This is a genomic window from Comamonas sp. w2-DMI (assembly GCF_040187735.1).
Lineage (GTDB): Bacteria > Pseudomonadota > Gammaproteobacteria > Burkholderiales > Burkholderiaceae_C > Comamonas > Comamonas terrae.
In genome coordinates this window covers 53118-74749 of sequence record NZ_JBANEL010000020.1, presented here as the reverse complement: position 1 = coordinate 74749, position 21632 = coordinate 53118, and the positions used below count along the sequence as shown (strand labels likewise).

Below are 21632 nucleotides of genomic sequence, written 5' to 3'. Positions count from 1 at the left end.
GCCTGCCTGGCTCCGAGCCTATCCGCCTGCAAATGTCCAGCCATTGTCCAGAAGGGCCTCAATGCCTATGCTGAAGCCGCCTTCGGCCAAGGAAGCCAAAGAAGTCATTTCAAGCGCTCCTCAATCCCACACCGGAGCCAGGCCCTCGGGACTGACTTCGCGGCCGTTGCGCTCCAGCGCGGCGATCAGCGCCATGTCTTCCGCGTCGAGCTTGAGGTCGCGCGCCAGCAGGTTGCTGGCCAGGTTCTCGCGCTTGGTGGATGACGGAATCACCGCATAGCCCAACTGCAGCGCCCAGGCCAGCGCTACCTGCACCACCGTGGCGTTGTGCTTGGCGGCGATCCTGGCCAGCACCGGATCCTTGAGCACCTTGCCGTAGGCCAGTGTCATGTAGGAAGTCACCTGAATGCCCTGCTCCTTCAGGAAGGCGGCCAGCCGGCGGTTATGCAGATAGGGGCTGAGCTCGATCTGGTTGGTGGCGATCTCGCCCTGGCCCACCGCGGCGATGGCCTGGCGGGTCAGTTCGATGTTGAAGTTGGAGATACCGATCTGGCGCGTCAGGCCCTGGGCCTTGGCCTCGGCCAGGGCTTCCATGTATTCGGACAGCTCCACACCGTTGCCGGGGGGCGGCCAATGGATCAGGGTCAGGTCCACGTAGTCGGTGCGCAGCTTCTTCAGGCTGTCACGCAGGCTAGGCACCAGCCTGGTCCTGGCGTAGTTGTCGGTCCAGATCTTGGTGGTCACGAAAAGCGCTTCGCGCGCCACGCCGCTTTCGGCAATCGCCTGGCCGACTTCGGCTTCGTTGCCGTAGATCTGGGCCGTATCGACGGCGCGGTAGCCCACGTCCAGCGCGTTGCGCACCGAGTCGATCACGGTCTGGCCGGTCAGGCGGAAGGTACCGACGCCGAAGCTTGGGATATTGCTCATGGAAAAACTCCTAAGGGGGTTTAAATGGAAGAAGAAATCGAAACAGGACGGCGGCGGGCATTGCCCAGCCAGACCAGGCCCAGGCCACCGGCGGCCAGGGCCGCACCGGCCAGCGGCACGGCCGCATAGCCCAGGCCCTGCCCGATCACCGCGCCGCCCAGGGCCGCGCCCACGGCATTGCCCAGGTTGAAGGCGCCGACGTTGACCGACGAAGCCAGGCCCGGGGCCTGGGCCGCCGCCTGCATAACGCGCATCTGCACCGGCGGTACGATGCCGAAGGCCGCAGCTCCCCAGACCACGAGGCCGATGGCCGCGCCCACATGGGTAGTCATCACCAGGGGCAGCACGGCCATCACGACAGCCAGCGCGCCGAGGATGAGCTTGGCAGCACCGTCCAGCGACCAGTCGGCCAGTTTGCCGCCGATGCTGTTGCCCAGCGTGAAGCCGATGCCGATCAGCACCAGGGCAAAGGCCACGAAGCTCGGGCTGGCGTGGGTGATGTCGGCGAGCACCGGGGCCACATAGGTGTAGAGCGCGAACATGGCGCCGGCGCCCAGCACCGTGGTGCCCATGGCCAGCAGGACTTCGGGGCGGGTCAGCACCTTCAGCTCGCGGCGCACGTCGGGGCGCGCACCAGGCGTGCCTTGCGGCAGGGCCAGCCACAGCGCGGCGATGGTGACCAGGCCCAGCACGGCCGTGCCGCCAAAGGCTACGCGCCAGCCGACCTGCTGGCCTATCCAGGTGGCCGCCGGCACGCCGCCGATGTTGGCAATGGTCAGGCCCATGAACATCATGGCGATGGCGCTGGCCTGCTTGTCCTTGGGCACCACACTGGCGGCCACCACGGCGCCGATGCCGAAGAAGGCGCCGTGGTTGAGGCTGGTGCTCAGGCGCGACAGCAGCAGCGTGGCATAGCTGGGCGCGAACGCCGACAGCAGGTTGCCCACGGTGAACAGCACCATCAGCGCCATCAGCGCGGCGCGCTTGCCGAAGCGGCTGAACAGCAGGGTCATGACCGGCGCGCCGGCCATCACGCCGATGGCGTAGGCCGAGACCAGCATGCCGGCCGTGGGAATGCTGACCTGCACGCCCTCGGCAATCACGGGCAGCAGCCCCATGGGCGTGAACTCGGTGGTGCCGATGGCAAATGCGCCGATCGCCAGGGCGGACAAAGCAGCAGCGGGTTTCATTGCAGTCTTTCTCGAAGTGAATAGGGGGAATCAGGGAATGGACCGCAGTGTCCCCGGTTTATATTTGCAGATTAAGCCCTGTATCAAACAAATACTATTGAATTCAATTCAATAATGAAGACCACCCTCGATGAATTGCAGGCCTTTGCGGCCGTGGTGGACACGGGCTCGATCACCGCTGCCTCAGAGCTGCTGGGTCTGACGGTCTCGGCCACCAGCCGCACGCTGGGCCGCCTCGAGGAAAAGCTGCAGACCACGCTGCTGCGCCGCACCACGCGCCGGCTGGAACTGACCGAAGAAGGCGCCGCCTTTTTGCAACGTGCGCGCGCCATCCTGGCCTCCGTCGACGAAGCGGAAGAACTGATGGCCGCACGGCGCATGCGCCCGGCCGGGCGGCTGCGCGTCGATGCGGCCACCCCCTTCATGCTGCATGTGCTGGTACCGCTGATCGCGGGCTTTCGCGAACGCTATCCCGAGGTCGAGCTGGAACTCAATTCCAACGAAGGCATCATCGACCTCATCGAAAAGCGCACCGACGTGGCCTTCCGCATCGGCGTGCTCAAGGATTCCACGCTGCATGCCCGCCCCGTGGGCACCAGCCAGGTCCGCGTGCTGGCCAGCCCCGTCTATCTGCAGCGCCACGGCCTGCCAGCCGAGCCCGGGCAGCTGGCGCGGCATGCGCTGCTGGGCTTTACCCAGCCCGAGTCGCTCAACGACTGGCCGCTGCGCGACGCGGCCGGCAACACCGTGCGCATCCGGCCCATGCTCGCCTCCTCCAGTGGCGAGACGCTGCGGCACATGGCGCTCGCAGGTCTGGGGCTGGTCTGTCTTTCGGACTTCATGACACGCGAGGACCGCCGCAGCGGCCAGCTGGTGCAGCTGTTTGCCGGCCAGACACTGGACGTGCGCCAGTCGATCAACGCGGTCTACTACCGCAACACCGCGCTGGCTGCGCGCATCACCTGCTTTGTGGACTATGTGGTCGAGATGCTGGGACGCAGGCCTTTCGAGGAATAAGCGCCGGCAAATCCGGCCCTACCGGCTGCCCAGGCTCAATCCGTTGCATTCTTGCCACCACCGGGGCTGGGGAAGGCAGGCTCCAGTCCTGCCCAGCCCGGCCGCTTCATGCAAATAAACACATACAAAACAACAACTTGTCATCAGGCATAGCCAATAGGCAAGGCCGCTTGGCAACCTGCAGCGCACGCGCCCGCCATAAATCCCTCACAATCGGCACCCACCAAATGGCAAGGTATGTCATCGCCGATCGCGCAAGCAGCGTTGTTATCCAGGCGCTGAACCTGCCGAACCACAACAATGCAAGCCATGGCACAGACCCTGTGCAGCCCTGCTGCTTGTGTCATGACCTTCCAGAAACACTCGTATTCATGAGCGATAGCGAATCCACTTCAGAATCCGGCCAGTTGCACCGGTCCCTCAAGGCCCGCCACATGTCGATGATCGCCATCGGCGGCTCCATCGGCACCGGTCTTTTCGTCGCCTCGGGCGCCACCATCTCGCAGGCGGGCCCCGGCGGCGCTCTGCTGGCCTACGTCATCGTGGGCCTGATGGTCTATTTCCTGATGACCAGCCTGGGCGAGATGGCGGCCCACATGCCGGTGTCCGGCTCGTTCGCCACCTACGGCGCCAAGTATGTGGACGAAGGCTTCGGCTTCGCCTTGGGCTGGAACTACTGGTACAACTGGGCCGTGACCATTGCGGTGGACCTGGTGGCCGCGCAGCTGGTGATGGCCTACTGGTTTCCCGGCATCGACGGGGTGCTCTGGAGCGCACTGTTCCTGGCGCTGATGTTCGGCCTCAACATTCTTTCGGCCCGGGGGTTCGGCGAATCCGAATTCTGGTTCGCCGCCATCAAGGTGACCACGGTGCTGGTCTTCATCGCCATCGGCATGCTGATGATCTTCGGCATCCTTCAGGGCGGCGCGCCCGAGGGCATCTGGGGCAATATCGCCAACTTCAGCATCGCGGACGCACCGTTTGCCGGCGGCTTTGCCGCGCTGATCGGCGTGGCCATGGTGGTGGGCTTTTCGTTCCAGGGCACGGAGCTGATCGGCATTGCGGCCGGCGAGTCCGAAGATCCCGCCAAGAACGTGCCCAAGGCCGTGCGCAAGGTGTTCTGGCGCATTCTGCTGTTCTATGTGTTCGCCATCCTGATCATCGGCCTGCTGATCCCCTATACCGATCCCAAGCTGCTCAAGAATGACCTGGGCGACATCGCCGTGAGCCCGTTCACGCTGGTGTTCGAGCGCGCCGGCCTGCTGTCGGCCGCCGCCGTCATGAATGCCGTGGTGCTGACCTCCGTGCTGTCGGCCGGCAACTCGGGCATGTATGCCTCCACCCGCATGCTCTACGCGCTGGCCACCCAGGGCATGGCGCCCCGGATCTTCGCGCGCGTCAATGCCCGCGGCGTGCCCGTGCTGGCCCTGCTGGCCACTACAGCCATTGCGGCGCTGTGCTTTCTGACCAATATCTTCAGCCCCAAGGTCGTCTATATCTGGCTACTCAACCTGTCGGGCATGTGCGGCTTCGTGGCCTGGCTGGGCATTGCCGTCAGCCACTACCGCTTCCGCAAGGGCTGCGAGGCGCAGAACTACGATCTCGACAAGCTGCCCTACCGCGCCGCGGCCTTTCCGTTCGGCCCCATCTTCGCCTTCGTGCTGTGCCTGATCATCACGCTGGGCCAGAACTACGAGAACTTCCTGTCCGACAAGATCGACTGGGTCGGCGCCATTGCCACCTATATCGGCCTGCCGCTGTTCCTGGCCATCTGGTGGGGCTACAAGCTCGTCAAGGGCACACGCATCGTGAGGTACGAGGAGATGGACGTGCAAAGCACGCGCTGATCCCAGCGATTTTCATATTCCAGTTCAAGGCAGCACCGGCAACGGCGCTGCCTTTTTCATTTGCGGCATCCGGGCCGGACCGCATGCCGGTGCCATGCCAGTCCCGTGACGTTTTTCTTGAATTTTTTATTTTTTAATGAAAACGATTCTCATTTGATTTATCATCATCACAACCATTTACAAATCATCCCAAGCGCGCCGGATCGTCCATCGATACGGCAGCGCTTTTTACTTTCATGCTTGTTTCAATCGCTTGCGCGCTGGCCGTCACGCTGGCCGGCCTTGCCGCCGTGCTGGCTACCGAACGCGCCGCCAGCCGCATCACCGGCCGCATAGGCTGGCTGCTTTTCCTGCTGCTGCTCGCACTGGCCGTATCGATGCTGAACCGGCCGCAGGCCGGCGCCGAAGCAGCGGCCATCGCCACGCTCGGGCTCATGGCTGTCACTCCGCCGATCGCGGTCCTGATGGGCTGGCGCCAGCGCCGGGAGGCTGCGCATGGCAGCCGCTGAACGCCCGCCCCGCGAGCCGGCGCGCCGGGCCACGCCGCCGCGGGATCTGCTGCACCATGGCCTGGTCGGCGGCCTGCTGGGCTTTCCGCTGGCCATCTGGCTCAGCGGCCTGCTGTACTACGCGGCCGATGCGGCGCAGGATCCAGCCACTTACCAGATCGCCATGTGGACGGTCCCGATGCTGTGGGCAGGCATCACGGCGCTGGCCTTCATGGCGCCTGGCAAGCGGGACTGCTGGCTGGCGCTGCTGGCGGCCAATGCACTGGCCTTTGGAGTGCTGAAGACGGTACAGGCATGAAGGCAGCGACCGTACGCAACTACCTGTCGGTCCATACCTGGACCGGCATCCTGGCCGGCATGCTGCTGTTCATCGCGTTCTACGCGGGCGCGCTGTCCATGTTTTCGCCCGAGATCACGCACTGGGCCCGGGCCGAGCCCGAGCGGTCCGGCGCCAGCCAGGATGCCGACGCGCTGGCCACGGCCTTTTTCCAGGCCCACCCCGAAGTCGAACGCGCCACGCTGGTGCTGGCATCCGAAAGCAATGCGGCGCCCTACATGCGCTGGGGCAGGCGCGGCCAGACGCCCCAACGGGTCGAACTCGACGACCAGGGCCGGCTGCGCCCGCTGCCCGCGCCGGCCGCAGAAGCCGGCCATTTTGTCGACCATATGCACCGCAAGGGCGGGCTACCCATGCCCCGGGATACGGCCGAACCGGTGATCGGCATCGTGTCCATGCTCTATGCGCTGGCGCTGATTTCGGGCGTGGTCGTGCTGCTGCCCTCGCTGGTCAAGGATTTGTTCGTCGTGCGCTTCGGCCGCAACCTCAAGCGCCTGTGGCTGGACCTGCACAACCTGCTGGGCGTCGCGAGCCTGCCGTTCCATGTGGTGATGGCGCTGTCGGCCGCGGTGTTCTGCCTGCATGACTGGATCTACGATGCCCAGGGCCGCTGGGTCTACCCCCAGGGCCTGCGCGCCATAGAAGCCCAGGCGCAACTGCCGCGCATGCCGGTGCCGCTGGACCGCGCGGTCTGGCGCACACCCACCCTACTCGCGGCGGACGCCGCCGGCATCGTGCCGGACTTTGCCGCCACGGCGCTCGACTACCGGGGCCTGGGCACGCCCAAGGCCAGCGTCTTCCTGGCCGGCACCGAGGATGTGCATTTCAAGCGCCGCCCGCGCGAAGGCTTCGTCGTGCTCGACCCCGCCTCGGGCACCCAGTTGCAGGACGGAATGACCCCGGGCCAGGGCTCGGCCATGGCGCGCACCCTGGTCAGCTTCTTCTCGCTGCATTTCGGCAGCTATGGCGGCGAACCCGTGCGCGTGCTTTATGCCGTATTGGGCGTGATGGGCGCAATGCTGTTCTATACCGGCAATGTGCTGTGGATCGAAAGCCGCAGCAAGCGCCTGCGCGCCCCGGCCGGGTCCCAGCCGTCCGGTGTCGAGCAGCCCCGCCATGTGCGCTGCATTGCCGCGCTGAACCTGGGCGTGTGCCTGGGCTGCGTTGCCGGCCTGCCTGCGGCGCTGGTGGCGGCCCGCTGGCTGAGCGCCACGGCGCCGGACCCGGACCGGGTGCTGCAAGGCACGTACTACGCCGTCTTCGCAGCGTGCATCGGCTATGCCTTTGCGCGCGGGGCGCAGCGCGCCGCAGCGGGGCTGCTGGCCGCCGCCGCGCTGGCCACGGCGCTGATACCGCTCACCAGCCTGGCCATGCCGCTGCTCGCCCAGGCCTGGCCGTGGGCCCAGGCGCTGGACAAGCCCTATGCACGCGGCCTGCTGTTTGTCGACGGCCTGTCGGCCGCCGGGGCAGCGCTGCTGGCCTGGATGTCCTGGAAGGCCCATGGCCGCAGGCCGCGCGGGCCGCTGCAGCAGCCCTCCAAGTCCCCTGTTTCTTCCTCTGCCTCTGCACAACATGAATAAATCCGTGTTCACTCCCCGAGCGCTGCCGCTGGCATGTGCCGCCGCCCTGGCCTGCATGGCCCTGCCCGCCGCGGCCCAGTCCGCCCCCACCCTGCCCGAGGTCGCCGTCACCGGCGAACAGGATCCCGAAGCCCTGCCTTCGGCCGCGCCCGGCGGCAAGGCCGCCCAGGGCCTGCGCCTGGGGATTCTGGGCAACACCGATGTGCTCGATGCCCCCGTCAGCGCCACGGCCTATACCCAGCAGGCCATCCAGGACCAGCAGGCCCGCACGCTGGCCGACGTGCTGCAAAGCGATCCCTCGGTGCGCTACACCACCAACAGCGGCCACATGCTCGAGCATTTCCGCATCCGCGGCCTGGACGTGAACGGCCCCAGCGTGGCCTACGGCGGCCTGTACGGCATGGCGCCCAAGGGCCATATCCCCACCGAGATGATCGAGCGCGTCGAAGTGCTGCGCGGCCCCAGCACCATGCTGGGCGGCATGGCGCCGGACAGCAATCTGGGCGGCAGCATCAATCTGGTGCCCAAGCGCGCCGGGGCCAAGCCTGTCACCGAGATCACCACCTCTTACTCTTCGGACTCCTACTTCCAGGCCCATGCCGATGTCGGCCGGCGCTTTGGCGAGGAAGGCCGTCTGGGCCTGCGCTTCAACGGCGCGTATGGCGGCGGCGACACCGGCGTGGCCGACCAGCACAAAGGCCGCCGCCTGGGAGCTCTGGCACTGGACTACCAGGGCGACAGCTGGAACGTCACCGTCGATGCCTACAGCAGCCGCGAAACCATACGCAACGGCAGCCAGGCCATGTACGGCCTGGCCACGCGGCGCGGCAACGTGGTCGGCATAGGCCGGCTGGTGCCCGTACCGGACAGCGACGTCAACGCCTTCCGCGGCACGAACGGCCGCTTCGACGACGACGGAATCACCGTGCGCGGCGAGCTGCGCCTGGCACCCGACTGGACGGCCTACGCCGCCGCCGGCGCCGTCAACAGCCACGGCCAGGGCCTGATGTTCGGCACGCGCATGATCGTCACCGGCGACAACGGCGCCGCCAAGGGCTATGTCTACAACGTGGACACCATCACGCGCGACCGCGTCGCCGAGATCGGCGTGCGCGGCAAGTTCGCCACCGGCACCGTCAGGCACACGCTCAACATCACGGCTTCGGCGCTCAACCACAAGGACGGCAGCTCCAGCCGCGCCGCCGAGGGCTGGGACCAGAACATCTACGACCCCGTCACGCCGCCCTTCCCCGCCGCGCCGGCGCCTGCCCGGTTCAGCATCGACAACGACCTGCGCTCGCTGGCCGTGGTCGACACGCTGGACATGCTGGACGGCCGCCTGCTGCTCACCCTGGGCGCGCGCCTGCAGAACGTCAGGCAGATCAACGGCTACGACGAATCGCGCTTCTCGCCCTCGGCCGGCGTCGTGGCCAAGCCCTGGGGCCAGAACACCTCGCTGTACGCCAATTACATGGAAGGCCTGTCGCCCGGCCAGATCGTGCCCTTCAATGCCGGCTACACCAACGCCGGCCAGTCCTTCGCGCCCTATCGCACCCGGCAGGTGGAACTGGGCGTCAAGCACCGCCAGGGCGCGCTCACGCATACGGTCAGCCTGTTCCAGATCGATAGGCCCACGCTGATCACGGCAGCCGACGGCAAATCCATGTACGAAGGCGGCAAGCAGCGCGTGCGCGGCGTGGAATGGACGGCCTTCGGCCAGATCGCGCCCACGCTGGAGCTGCTGGGCGGCCTCGCCTATACCCAGTCTCTGCAGCGCAACACCGGCAAAGACAGCTACGGCGTTCCGGGCTGGACGGCCAACCTGGGCCTGGACTGGACCACCCCCATCGAGAACCTGAGCCTGGGCGGCCGCGTGGTCTATACCGGCCGCCAGTGGGTCGATTCGGCCAACACCCTGCGCCTGCCCGGCTCGCACCGCTTCGATGTCAGCGCCCGGTACAAGACCCGCGTGGGCCGCACGCCGGTCACCATCAACGGCTACATCGAGAACCTGACCGACCGCGCCTACTGGTCCGGCATGTTCGCCGACGGCTATGCCATGCCGGCACCGCCGCGCACCTTCCGCCTCGCGGCCACGTTCTCGTTCTGAGGCCGCCGGGCCTGCCGCGGGCTCAGACGCCCAGCGGCAGGTCCGACTTCTTGAGCGTGCGCAGCACGAAGCTCGACTGGCTGTGGCGTATGCCCTTGATCTTGTAGAGCTTCTCGCGCAGCAGGCGCTCGTAGTCGCGCGTGTCCCTGACCACCACGCGCAGCAGGTAGTCGTATTCGCCCGAGACCAGATGGGCCTCCACCACCTCCGGGATGGTGGCCAGCACCTCGCCGAACTTCTCCAGCGTGTTGTCGGAGTGGCTGTCCAGCGTGACCATGACCAGCACCGTGTCGGCCAGCCCCAGCGCCTGGGGATTGAGGCGCACCGTGTAGCCTTCGATCACGCCGGATTCCTCCAGCTTCCTGATGCGTGCCCAGCACGGCGATGCGCTCAGGCCCACGGCGGCGCCGATTTCCTGCAGGCTGGCGCGCGCGTTGCCCTGCAACACGGAAAGAATCTTTTTATCCAAGGCATCCATAGCCTTGAATTTATCGCTTTTTGCACATCAACAGAAAAATTTTCTGTAGCAAACCCATATTCGCAGAATTTGAAGCAACCTTTTCTGCGGTGCAACATGCACACTGAAGTCCATGGAAGCACGTTTACCGACGCAGCAACCCCATTCAAGCAGCACCGTTGTTTACCGTCAGCGCCAGGTTGCCTGATCCGCCCTCCGGACCCGTTCCAGGCCGCGCCGCTTACCCGCAGTGGCGCGGCCTGTTGCATTTGCGGGCAGGCCTGGAAAGCTCCCATGGCCCTAGCAGCCAGCGCCATCTGCATATTGATTTCATGAATCAATTAACCTGAAATCCAGGTTATTCATGCGCAAGCTGCTATCAAAACAGGACCTCCCTGCGGACACCCCCGCGCAAACCCGCGTGGTGCAGTGCAAAAAACCGTGCCTAAAATGGCGCTCGTCAGGAGAGAGTGCAAGCCGGCCCCGGCCATGCACCGCCGAAGGCGCAGGCCCAGCTTGGCTGGCCCCGAACGCTCAGGCAAAAGGACTGGCGACCGCAGGCAGGCCCCGGCTTGCCGGCGTTCCTTGCTGGAGAGAGATGCCGCCCGCCGGCATCCACCGAAGGAGCAAGCCGCAGCCCTGGCGCAGCGGTGAATCTCTCAGGTAAAGCGGACAGCAGGGCAAGCCCGCCACGCATGGCTCTGCCGTGCATGGCACAACCCTTGGTTCATGACCGGAGCGCTTGCCTGTGACCCCTGTTTCCGCTGCCGATGCCAAAGCATCCCCCGCGCCCGCTTTGCCGGCCGGCGAGCTGCTGACCACGCCGCTGTTCGCCCTGCACCAGGAGCTGGGCGCGCGCATGGTGCCGTTTGCCGGCTACTCCATGCCCGTGCAGTATCCGCAGGGGCTGATGGCCGAGCATCTGCACACCCGCCAGTCGGCCGGCCTGTTCGACGTCTCCCACATGGGCCAGCTGCTGCTGCGCGGCCCGCAGGCGGCACTGGCGCTGGAGTCGCTCATGCCCGTGGACGTGCAGGGCCTGGGCCTGCACAGGCAGCGCTATGGCCTGCTGCTCAACGACGAAGGCGGCATTCTGGACGACCTGATGTTCGTCAACCGAGGCGACGACCTGTTCCTCATCGTCAACGGCGCCTGCAAGCAGGCCGACATCGCGCATATCCGCAACCGCATCGGCCAGCGCTGCGAAGTCGTGCCGCTGCCCGAGCGGGCCCTGCTGGCGCTGCAGGGCCCCAAGGCCGTGCAGGCCCTGGCGCGGCTGCTGCCCCATGTGACCAGCCTGGTCTTCATGAGCGGCAACCACTTCGACTGGCAGGGCCACCGGCTCTACATCACGCGCAGCGGCTATACGGGCGAGGACGGCTTCGAGATCTCCGTGCCTGCGGCCGGCGCCCAGGCGCTGGCCCGCGCGCTGCTGGCCCAGCCCGAGGTCGCGCCCGTGGGCCTGGGCGCGCGCAATTCGCTGCGTCTGGAAGCCGGCCTGTGCCTGTACGGCAACGACATCGACACCAGCACCACGCCGGCGCAGGCCAGCCTGGGCTGGGCCATCCAGAAGGTGCGGCGCAGCGGCGGCGAGCGCGAAGGCGGATTCCCCGGCGCCAGCCGCGTGCTGGCCGAACTCCAGGATCCCGGCCGGCTGCCGCGCAAGCGCGTGGGCCTGGTGGCGCTGGAGCGCATCCCCGTGCGCGAGAGCGCCGTGCTCGAGAACATGGATGGCCAGCACATTGGCCACATCACCAGCGGCCTGCTCAGCCCCACGCTCGACAAGCCCGTGGCGCTGGCCTATGTGCAGCCCGACTATGCGGCCGTCGGCACCCAGGTCTTCGCCATGGTGCGCGGCAAGCCCGTGCCCATGCAGGTGACGGCCACGCCGTTCGTGCCGGCCAACTACTACCGGGGCTGAGCCGGTTTTCATCCGAAGCGGCGCCGCAAACCGCTACAGTGCGGGCTGACCTTTCTCAAAACCCGATTTTGTTTCCCCATCTGGAGTTTCCATGAGCATCCAATATTCCAAAGAACATGAGTGGATCAATGCCGCCGACACCAACGCCGCCGTGGTCGGCATCACCCTGCATGCGCAGGACGCGCTGGGCGACGTGGTGTTCGTCGACCTGCCCGCCGTGGGCGCCACCTTCAAGCAGGGCGAGGTGGCCGGCGTGGTGGAGTCCGTCAAGGCCGCTGCCGATGTCTACATGCCCGTGACCGGCGAGATCGTGGAAGTCAACGAAGCTTTGCGCGCCGACCCGGCCCTGGCCAACAGCGATCCTCTGGGCGCCGGCTGGTTCTTCAAGGTCAGGATGAGCGATGCCGGCGAGCTGGCCGGCCTCATGGGCGAAACCGCCTACAACGATTTCGCCAGCAACAGCTAAGCCCTGCCAAAGCCCCCGCAAGCGGTTTGCCGGGGCTTTTTCACTGGAGCCGGCCGCGCATGCGGCCCGCACGCTCCGCCAGCCATCGCTTCCGAGAATCTTTTGAGATTAGGTCAACTCCATGCTGATGCCGCCCCCTTCCCCCGCCGAGACCCTGCAGTCGCTGGAAAACCCCGGTGAATTCGTGCCCCGCCATATCGGCATCGATGCGCAGGACGAAGCCCATATGCTGTCCGTGATCGGCGAAGCCTCGCGCGCCGCGCTCATGGACTCCATCGTCCCGCCCGCCATCCGGCGCAGCCGCCCCATGCAGCTGCCGGCCGCCGTTTCCGAGGCCCAGGCGCTGGCCGAACTCAAGGCCATCGCGGCCAGGAACAGAATATTCAAGAACTTCATCGGCCAGGGCTACTACGGCACGCATACGCCGGGGGTCATCCTGCGCAACGTGCTCGAGAATCCCGCCTGGTACACCGCCTACACGCCCTACCAGGCCGAAATTTCCCAGGGCCGCATGGAAGCGCTGGTCAACTTCCAGACCATGGTCTGCGACCTGACCGGCATGCCGATCGCCAATGCCTCCATGCTCGACGAAGCCACGGCCGCCGCCGAGGCCATGACGCTGGCCAGGCGCGCCGCCAAATCCAGAAGCGACACGCTGGTGATTGCAGGCGACACCCATCCCCAGACCATAGAGGTCATCCGCACCCGTGCCGCGCCGCTGGGCATCCAAGTGGTCGTGGCCAATTCCAAGGAGGAGTGGGAGGCCGCGCTGGCCGGCGACTTCTTTGCCGCGCTGATCCAGTATCCGGCCAGCAGCGGCTGGATCGCGGACTGGCAGGCCGACGTGCAGGCCATCCACGCCAAGCAAGCGGCCGCCATCTTCGCCGCCGACCTGCTGGCCCTGACGCTGATCACGCCGCCCGGCGAATGGGATGCCGATATCGTGGTGGGCAGCACCCAGCGCTTTGGCATGCCCATGGGCGCCGGCGGCCCGCATGCGGCCTTCATGGCCTGCCGCGACGAATACAAGCGCTCCCTGCCCGGCCGCCTGGTGGGCGTGAGCGTGGATGCGCACGGCCGCCCCGCCTACCGACTGGCGCTGCAGACGCGCGAACAGCACATCCGGCGCGAAAAGGCGACCTCCAACATCTGCACGGCCCAGGTGCTGCCCGCCGTGGTCGCCAGCATGTATGCGGTCTACCACGGCCCCCAGGGCCTGACCCGCATCGCGAAGCGCGTGGCGCGGCTCACGGCCATCCTGAGCCGCGGCCTGGCCCATCTGGGCTATCACAGCCGCCACCACGACACGGCCTTCGACACCATTTCGCTTCACACGCGTGAAGCTACCGATTCCATAGCTGCTCGCGCAGCGTCCATGGGCGTCAACCTGAGAAAAGCCTGGGATGAATACCTGTGCATCAGCCTGGACGAGACCAGCACCCGCGCCGACGTGGAGCTGCTGTGGTCCGTCTTCGCGCAGGACGGCCAGCCGCTGCCGACCATTGCCGCCATGGACGAAGGCCTGCCCTCGCTGATTCCGGAGGCGCTGCAGCGCAGCAGCAGCTTTCTGGCGCATCCGGTGTTCAACACCCATCATTCAGAGACAGCCATGCTGCGCTACATCCGCAGCCTTTCCGACAAGGATCTGGCGCTGGACCGCTCGATGATTCCGCTGGGCTCGTGCACCATGAAGCTCAATGCCACCAGCGAGATGATTCCCATCACCTGGCCCGAGTTCGCCAACATCCATCCCTTCGCTCCCGCCGACCAGCAGGCCGGCTATGCCGAGCTGGATGCACAGTTGCGCCGCTGGCTGTGCGAGGCCACGGGCTATGCGGGCGTGAGCCTGCAGCCCAATGCCGGCAGCCAGGGCGAATATGCAGGCCTGCTGGCCATCAGGGGATGGCATGCCAGCCGCGGCGAGGCGCACCGCAACATCTGCCTGATCCCCAGCAGCGCCCACGGCACCAATCCTGCCAGCGCCCAGATGGTGGGCATGCAGGTGGTCGTCACCCAATGCGACGACAACGGCAACGTGGATCTGGCCGACCTGCAGGCCAAGTGCGAGCAGCACAGCGCCAACCTGGCCTGCGTGATGATCACCTACCCCAGCACGCACGGCGTGTTCGAAACCCAGGTCAGGGAGCTGTGCGCCCTGGTGCACCGCCACGGCGGCCGCGTCTACGTGGACGGCGCCAACATGAATGCCCTGGTCGGCGTGGCCGCGCCAGGTGAATTCGGCGGCGACGTGAGCCACCTGAACCTGCACAAGACCTTCTGCATTCCCCACGGCGGCGGCGGCCCCGGCGTGGGCCCGGTCTGCGTGGTGGAGGACCTGGTCCCCTTCCTGCCCGGCCACGCAACGGGCGGAATGGATTCAAAGACAGGAGCCGTCAGCGCGGCGCCCCTGGGCAATGCGGCCGTTCTGCCCATCAGCTGGATGTATATCCGCATGATGGGTGCCGAAGGCCTCAAGCAGGCCACCGAAACGGCCATCCTCAGCGCCAACTACATCAGCGCGCGCCTGCGCCGGCATTACCCCACGCTGTACGCATCGGCCAACGGCCATGTGGCACATGAATGCATCCTGGACCTGCGCGGGCTCAAGGAAACCTGCGGCGTGATGGCCGAGGATGTGGCCAAGCGCCTGATCGACTACGGCTTCCATGCGCCCACGCTATCCTTCCCCGTGGCCAACACCCTGATGGTGGAGCCCACCGAAAGCGAGCCGCTGGCCGAGATCGACCGCTTTGTCGCCGCCATGATCGCCATCCGCGAAGAAATCCGCGAGATCGAGGCCGGCCGGTGGCCGCGCGAGGACAATCCGCTCAAGAACGCGCCCCACACCGCCGAGCAGGTGGCCAGCGATGACTGGCAGCATGCCTACAGCCGCGAAACCGCGGCCTATCCGCTGGCCGCGCTGCGACACGGCAAATACTGGTCGCCCGTGGGCCGGGTCGACAACGTCTACGGGGACCGCAACCTCTTTTGCAGCTGCGTGCCGCTGGCAGAGCCTGCCGGCTGAAGCAGCGGGACCATCGGCCATTTGCGGGCCGGACGCGCGCGGTCGGTCCGGGGCTCTTACACTTGCGCAGGCGCACTGAGGCGTTGCGCCTTCCTTCGGGAGGGCACACCGCGCCGCTTTGCCTGTGCAAGTTCCAGCCTTTTGCCACCTTTCTGCAACCGCCCGCATGCTCCGACCGAAACGCTCCCGATGGCCTCTGGCCAGTGCCGTACTGCTGTTGCTGGCAGCCGCGGCCGTCTATCAGGGCATTTTGCTGCGCGCCAAGCTGGAGATCGGCGGAGCCGAGCCGCAGCCTGCGGTGACCGGCCGGGTGCAGAACCTGCACCAGCGCGCCATGCAGCAATACTGCACGGGTCTGGTCCGCACGCCCAGAAACACCTGGCTCGTGGGCCGGCTCGAAGACGCCCACGACATCACGCCCCAGCCCGAAGGCTCCGTTCAGCTCGATACCCTGGTCTATGGCGGCAAGCGCGCCGCGCAGGCGCCGCCGGAGGACTGGGGCACGCCCTGGAATGCCTGGCACCGCAAACCGGAGCAGACCACCTATGTCTCGCGCCTGGCCGAAGACGGCATCTTCCATGAAGTGGCCCGGCTCAACGGTACGGGCTGCCTGCTCGCCACGCCCGATGGTTCCACGCTGTATCTGCTGACCGATCTGGAACGGCCGCAGGCTTCGGAGGCGAAACCTGCGCTGGAGCAGACCGCCGTGCTGCGCAGCGACGACCAGGGCCAAAGCTGGCAATGGCTGGAGAGCGGCTGGCTGCCGCAGGTGAACTGGCAGGCTTGGAGCATGCGCCCGCAGTTCCACGGAGACCGGGAAGTCTGGGCATGGAGAGATTTCGAATTCGGTGAAGAGCAAGCCGCGCCGACGCAAGGCAGCCCCAGCGGCCTGTTCTATTCGCCGGACCTGGGCCGCACCGTGGAATCCGTCGCGGCATCCGCGCCGCTGCTCAAGACGCTGGACGACCTGCGCGGCAAGGCGCCTGCCGATGCCGACTGGGGCGACAGCAACGGCAGGCATGGCCGCATACGGGCGCATGTCGTCCAGAACGGTCCGGACCAGGCCGTGCTCTGGATCAGCCAGACCTTCATGTATGGGGCGCCCGGCGGCCCCCACCTGGATACCTCGATCAGCGTCAGCACCCGCGCCGAGCTGCGCCGCAGCGCCGGCCGCTGGGACATGGCCTTGCCCGAGCACATGGAAGGCTTTGCCGTCACCGAGCTGCAGGCCAACAGTGCCGGCAGGACGATTGCCGTGCTGCAGCGCGACGGCCAGCCCCTGCCCCAGGTGGCCGAATGGAACGGCACCGGCCGGACCTGGGTGGACCACGGGCCGCTGCCCAGCCCGTTCCACCCCCTGGCTTCCTCGTCCGGCCTGCGCGACTTCCGGGTCGGAGACAAGGTGCTGCTGGCCAACACCATGAGCAGCTACCAGGTGCCGCGCTGGCTCTCCCCCGTACGCGACTCCAGCATCTCGGCCAATGCGGTCTTCTATTCCAGCGACTGGGGCGCTTCCTGGCACAAGCTCGCGATCGACGGCTACCTGGGCGTGCTGGGCTTCGAGCCTAGCACCGGCCGGGTCCACTGGGCCCAGGGCAACTGGTACAACAGCCGCGACCTCCAGATCCACAGCTACGACCTGGAGCCGGGCGGCAAGCCCTAGGCGGCGGTCGTGCGCCGGAAAACGCCCTGCGGCTTGTTGGCGGCCTGCGAGGCGCTTACACTGCGCCTACTTTTTGCAACCCTTGGGTCTGCAATGTATTTCCCGCCATGAGCAGCCCAGAACCCACGCCCCCTCTCGACGACGAACCGGACAGCCTGCCCCTGCATGCACTGCTGGCCCCCGGCTCCCCGGCTCCCGCCCTGTCGTCGGACATACGCCCCATCGTTCCCGAAGACGAGGATCCGCTGCAGGCGCTGGTGGCCGAGCTGCGCAACTACCAGCGCGAGCTGGAGCTGCAGAACGAGGTGCTCAACTACAGCCAGGCCGTGGCGGAAAGCGCCTCGGAGCGCTTCGAGGCCCTGTTTGCCAACATTCCCCTGCCCCTGCTGGTGCTCGACGAGCACGACATGGTGGTGCAGGCCAATGCCATGGCCCACAGCGCCTTCCAGCCCACGGAGCGGGACCGGCTGCTGGTCAACTTCATGCCGTTCGTGCACGCGCACGACGTGGAGCGCGTGCGGCAGGCGTTTGCGCTCGCGCACGAGCAGGGCAGCGCCCAGGCCTACGAAGTCGCCTTCGACATCAACGAGGAAATCCAGCTGTGGGGCGACCTGCATATCGCCTGCATCTCGGTGCGCCAGCAGAACGGCCAGTCCGCGCCCCAGTTCCTGTGCGCCATGGTCAACCAGGGGCCGCTGCTGGCGGAGCGCCAGGCGCTGCAGGAGCGCAACCTGCAGCTGCATGCGAGTGAAAAGCGCCTGGAATCCATCATCAACTCCTCGCTGGATGCCATCATCTGCGTGGATGCGAACCAGCGCATCACCGTCTTCAATCCCACGGCAGCCGCCCTGTTCCTGTGCTCGCCCCATGATGCGCTGGGCAGCCCCCTGGATCGCTTCCTGCCCGACGCGGCACGCGCACTGGCCTTTGCGCCGCTGACCACCCAGGCCATTCTGGGCGAGATGGCCGCGCGCACCGCCAGCGGGCGCGAGGTGCCGGTCGAAGTCAGCGTCTCGTTCGAACACCACAACAACGGCGACACCACCACCGTTTTCGCCCGCGACCTGACCAGCCGCAAGAAGGCCGAGGCGCAGCGCGGCGCCCTGGAGTCGCAGCTGCGCGAATCCCACAAGATGCAGGCCGTGGGCACCATGGCCGGCGGTATCGCCCACGACTTCAACAACATCGTGGGCGCCATCCTCGGCAACGTCGAACTGGCCAAGGCCGACTGCAGCGACAACCCGGCAGCGCTGGAAAGCCTGCGCGAAATCGAGAAGGCCGGCCGCCGCGCGCGCGACCTGGTGCGCCAGATCCTGACCTTCAGCCGCAACGATGCGCCCGAGCGCCGCATCGTGCAGGTCAGCGAGGTCATGCAGGACACGGCCCGCCTGCTGCGCGTGACCCTGCCGCCGGCCATCGAGCTGCAGATACGCATGACCGTGCCCGTGCCGCCGCTGCTGGCCGACCCGACCCAGGTCGAGCAGGCGCTGTTCAACCTGTGCAACAACGCCATGCATGCGCTGGGCGAGGCCCGCGGCCTGATCCAGATGGAAGCCCATCTGACCCAACCCGAAGCCCATGCCTGCGCGCGCCTGGGCCTGCCCCATGCCAGCTACATCACGCTCTCGGTACAGGACAACGGCCCGGGCATGGACGTGGCCACGCAGCAGCGCATCTTCGAGCCCTTCTTCACCACCAAGCCGGTCGGCCAGGGCACAGGCCTGGGCCTGTCGGTCGTGCATGGCGTGATGCGGACCCACGGCGGCGCCGTGGACGTGTTCAGCGTTCCGGGCCAGGGCAGCCGCTTCACGCTGTACTTTCCGCTGGTCGACACCGAGATGCCCGCCTCGCTGGGCGGCATCCCTGCCTCCCATGCGCGCCATCCCGCTGCGGATCTCGCTCCGGCGGCAGCACTGCCGGCAGGAGCAGCCACCCCGGATGCGGCCCGGCACATCATGTATGTGGACGACGACCAGGCACTGGTATTCCTCGTGACGCGACTGCTGCGCCGGCGCGGCTATACCGTCAGCGGCTTCACCGATCCACACGAGGCACTGGCCCGGCTGCAGACCGATCCGTCCGGCGTCCACCTGCTCGTGACGGACTACAACATGCCCGGCTACAGCGGCGTGGACCTGGTGCGCGAGGCCCTGCAGGCCCAGCCGGCGCTGCCCGTGGCCCTGGCCTCGGGCTATGTCACGGCGGAGATCGAGCAGGCCGCGCTGAGCGCCGGCGCACGCGCACTGATACACAAGCCCAACGATGTGGAGGAGCTTTGCGCCACCGTCCACCGGCTGCTGCATGAATGAGATTCCAGAGGGTCTGGTCTGCCGGCATGAAGACGAGGATCTGCTGGTGCTGGAAAAGCCCGCGGGCCTGCTGTGCGTGCCGGGCCGCGGCCACGACAAGCAGGATTGCCTGAGCGCGCGTGCCCTGCGGCGCTGGCCCGATGCACTCGTCGTGCACCGGCTGGACCAGGCCACTTCCGGCCTGGTGGTGATGGCGCGCGGCCTGCACAGCCAACGCCTGCTGAGCCAGGCCTTTGCGCAGCGGCAGGTGGAAAAGCGCTATGCCGCCGTGGTTGCCGGCCGGCTCGACCCGCTGGCCGGCCAGGTATCCCTGCCGGCGGCAAGCCTTCCCTACTTCGCGGAGCAAGCACGGCCAGAGCCTGCGCCGCGGCGCGGCATGGCGCGTCCCCCGGAAGGCCGCATACCCGCCGACCCCGTACCCGCCGGCTGGCAAGTAGTTGATCTACCGATTGCCGCCGATTGGGAGCGGCGTCCGCTGCGCATCATCGACGCGCGGCTGGGCAAGCCCAGCCGAACCCTGTGGCAGGCCGTGGCGCAGGAAACCTGGAACTCGCATGCCTGCACGCGGGTGCTGCTCAGCCCCGTCACGGGCCGCACGCACCAGTTGCGGGTGCATATGGCAGCACTCGGCCATCCCATTCTGGGCGACGCCCTCTATGGCGATGAAAACAGCTCCGGCTGGGCTCCCCGCCTGCTGCTGCATGCCTGCCACCTCGCGCTGCGGCATCCCGGCACGCAGGAGCTGCTCCATTTCGAGTCGCCGGCGCCTTTTTGAGGAATGTCTAGACAGGCTTCGTCATTTCGTCGCAAAACCGCAACAAAATCAAGCTGCAAGACGCTCGAAACACTTGCAACCCTGCAGATCGTCAGGCCAATTGCGGCATCGTGCACCGCCCTGTTTCTGCAGGCTTTTCCTTTTGACATCAAAGCGCTGCCAGCGCAGGCCCAGATGGCCCGGCGTGCTATGCAGTGCGTAGCGAAAAGCGCGTAAAAAAACCAGCCCCGGGATACCCTGTTGCCAACGGTAACCGCTGGTTTAATCTGGCAGCCTTCGCAAAGCCCGGCCCCAATTTCGCGGCGGGCTGCGCTTTTTCCGAACACTTACGCATTTGAAGGAAGTCCTCATGAGCATTCCGTTCCGCATGCATACCGTCGTCGCGGCCATCGGCCTGGCAGGTGCTGCATTGCTCTCCAGCGCCCATGCCCAAGTCAAGATCGCCATGGTGGTTCCTACGACCGGCCCTCTGACCCAGTATGGCGACATGGTCAAGGAAGGTGTGAACACCGCCGTGGAAATGGCCAATGCCGCCGGCGGCATCAACGGCAAGAAGATCGAGCTGGTGGCCGTGGACGACGCCTGCGAACCCAAGCAGGGCCCCGTGGCCGCCAACCGCGTGGTCAACAGCAAGATCGGCTACGTGATCGGCCCCGTGTGCTCGGGCGCCTCGATTGCCGCGGCGCCCATCTACAACAACGAAGGCGTGGTCGTGGTGACCCCCTCGGCCACCTCGCCCGCGCTGACCGACGGCAAGAACTACCACTTCATCTTCCGCACCATCGGCCGCGATGACCAGCAAGGCCCCGCCGCTGCCAAGTTCATCATCGAGAAGATCAAGCCCAAGAAGGTTGCCGTGCTGCACGACAAGCAGTCGTACGGCCAGGGCATCGCCTCCTCCGTGCGCGACGACCTGAAGAAGGCCAACGTGCCCGTGGCCCTGTTCGAAGGCATCAATGCCGGCGATAGCGACTACTCCGCGGTGATCACCAAGCTCAAGAGCGCCGGCGTGGACTTCGTCTACTACGGCGGCTACCACCCCGAAATGGGCCTGTTGCTGCGCCAGGCCGCCGAGCAGGGCCTGAAGGTCCGCATGATGGGCCCCGAAGGCGTGGGCAACCCTGAAGTCAACGCCATCGCCGGCCCCGCCGTCGAAGGCATGCTGGTGACCCTGCCCGCAGACTTCTCGGCCAACCCCAAGAATGCCGCCGTGGTCAAGGCCTTCAAGGACAAGAAGCGCAATCCCTCCGGCGCCTTCCAGCTGACCTCGTTCGCCGCCACCCAGGTGCTGCTCGACAGCATCAAGGCTGCAGGCGACAACCCCGCCAAGGTGGCCGACCACATGCACAAGAGCACGTTCGAAACCGTGCTGGGCCCCGTGGCCTGGAACCAGCAAGGCGACCTGAAGTCCTTCGACTTCCAGGTGTTCGAATGGCACAAGGACGGCAGCAAGTCCGTCGCCAACAAGTAATCCACCTCACTCTTCCGGGGTGCGTCGG

At 66.6% G+C, this 21632-nt stretch carries 16 protein-coding genes and 2 riboswitches; of the genes, 13 read left to right on the top strand and 3 right to left on the bottom strand.

Annotation, left to right across the window (positions count from 1 at the left end):
- Window positions 1-120: 120 nt before the first annotated feature.
- On the bottom strand, window positions 121-927 hold the full coding sequence (gene dkgB, locus V8Z74_RS19070; protein ID WP_349710669.1) for a 2,5-didehydrogluconate reductase DkgB: 807 nt from the start codon (window positions 925-927) through the stop codon (window positions 121-123).
- A 20-nt stretch (window positions 928-947) separates the two neighbouring features.
- A complete protein-coding gene (locus tag V8Z74_RS19065; protein WP_349710667.1) occupies window positions 948-2117 on the bottom strand; it encodes an MFS transporter in 1170 nt (389 codons plus the stop codon).
- Window positions 2118-2231: 114 nt separating this feature from the next.
- Between V8Z74_RS19065 and V8Z74_RS19060 the strand changes: the two genes are divergently transcribed.
- From V8Z74_RS19060 to V8Z74_RS19035, 6 genes are all read left to right on the top strand, one after another.
- A complete protein-coding gene (locus V8Z74_RS19060) occupies window positions 2232-3134 on the top strand; it encodes a LysR substrate-binding domain-containing protein (protein WP_349710666.1) in 903 nt (300 codons plus the stop codon).
- Between the two features lie 371 nt (window positions 3135-3505).
- Window positions 3506-4981: an amino acid permease gene (locus tag V8Z74_RS19055; protein ID WP_349710665.1), complete on the top strand. Its 1476-nt coding sequence runs from the start codon at window positions 3506-3508 to the stop codon at window positions 4979-4981.
- A gap of 236 nt (window positions 4982-5217) precedes the next feature.
- Entirely contained in the window at window positions 5218-5490 is a 273-nt protein-coding gene (locus tag V8Z74_RS19050; RefSeq protein ID WP_349710664.1) for a hypothetical protein, read from the top strand.
- On the top strand, window positions 5477-5788 hold the full coding sequence (locus tag V8Z74_RS19045; RefSeq protein WP_349710663.1) for a hypothetical protein: 312 nt from the start codon (window positions 5477-5479) through the stop codon (window positions 5786-5788). Before V8Z74_RS19050 ends, V8Z74_RS19045 begins: the two co-directional genes overlap by 14 nt.
- Window positions 5785-7407, top strand: a complete 1623-nt coding sequence (locus V8Z74_RS19040; protein ID WP_349710661.1) for a PepSY-associated TM helix domain-containing protein — start codon at window positions 5785-5787, stop codon at window positions 7405-7407. The genes V8Z74_RS19045 and V8Z74_RS19040 overlap by 4 nt, the downstream gene beginning before the upstream one ends.
- Window positions 7408-7411: 4 nt before the next feature.
- Window positions 7412-9517 (top strand): TonB-dependent receptor, encoded by a 2106-nt coding sequence (locus V8Z74_RS19035; protein ID WP_349710660.1) that lies wholly within the window; start codon window positions 7412-7414, stop codon window positions 9515-9517.
- A 22-nt stretch (window positions 9518-9539) separates the two neighbouring features.
- Here V8Z74_RS19035 and V8Z74_RS19030 read toward each other — a convergent pair whose 3' ends face one another.
- Window positions 9540-9995 (bottom strand): Lrp/AsnC family transcriptional regulator, encoded by a 456-nt coding sequence (locus V8Z74_RS19030; protein ID WP_066478697.1) that lies wholly within the window; start codon window positions 9993-9995, stop codon window positions 9540-9542.
- A 430-nt stretch (window positions 9996-10425) separates the two neighbouring features.
- Window positions 10426-10534: riboswitch (glycine riboswitch) on the top strand.
- Between the two features lie 18 nt (window positions 10535-10552).
- A riboswitch (glycine riboswitch) is annotated at window positions 10553-10660 on the top strand.
- 110 nt (window positions 10661-10770) lie between these two features.
- Here V8Z74_RS19030 and gcvT point away from each other — a divergent pair.
- The 7 genes from gcvT (at window position 10771) to V8Z74_RS18995 (ending at window position 21604) form a co-directional block, all read left to right on the top strand.
- A complete protein-coding gene (gene gcvT / locus V8Z74_RS19025; RefSeq protein ID WP_349710713.1) occupies window positions 10771-11895 on the top strand; it encodes a glycine cleavage system aminomethyltransferase GcvT in 1125 nt (374 codons plus the stop codon).
- A gap of 91 nt (window positions 11896-11986) precedes the next feature.
- On the top strand, window positions 11987-12361 hold the full coding sequence (gcvH, locus tag V8Z74_RS19020; protein WP_349710659.1) for a glycine cleavage system protein GcvH: 375 nt from the start codon (window positions 11987-11989) through the stop codon (window positions 12359-12361).
- A 121-nt stretch (window positions 12362-12482) separates the two neighbouring features.
- Complete coding sequence (gene gcvP / locus V8Z74_RS19015) at window positions 12483-15386, top strand: aminomethyl-transferring glycine dehydrogenase (RefSeq protein WP_349710658.1); 2904 nt, start codon at window positions 12483-12485, stop codon at window positions 15384-15386.
- A 166-nt stretch (window positions 15387-15552) separates the two neighbouring features.
- Complete coding sequence (locus V8Z74_RS19010; RefSeq protein WP_349710657.1) at window positions 15553-17049, top strand: hypothetical protein; 1497 nt, start codon at window positions 15553-15555, stop codon at window positions 17047-17049.
- Between the two features lie 107 nt (window positions 17050-17156).
- Window positions 17157-19358, top strand: coding sequence for a PAS domain-containing hybrid sensor histidine kinase/response regulator (locus V8Z74_RS19005; RefSeq protein ID WP_349710655.1), 2202 nt, complete (start codon window positions 17157-17159; stop codon window positions 19356-19358).
- The gene (locus V8Z74_RS19000) at window positions 19351-20133 is read left to right on the top strand and encodes an RluA family pseudouridine synthase (RefSeq protein WP_349710654.1); all 783 of its coding nucleotides are present in this window, start codon (window positions 19351-19353) and stop codon (window positions 20131-20133) included. The genes V8Z74_RS19005 and V8Z74_RS19000 overlap by 8 nt, the downstream gene beginning before the upstream one ends.
- 349 nt (window positions 20134-20482) lie before the next feature.
- Window positions 20483-21604 (top strand): branched-chain amino acid ABC transporter substrate-binding protein, encoded by a 1122-nt coding sequence (locus V8Z74_RS18995; protein WP_066478725.1) that lies wholly within the window; start codon window positions 20483-20485, stop codon window positions 21602-21604.
- The last annotated feature ends 28 nt before the right edge of the window (window positions 21605-21632 follow it).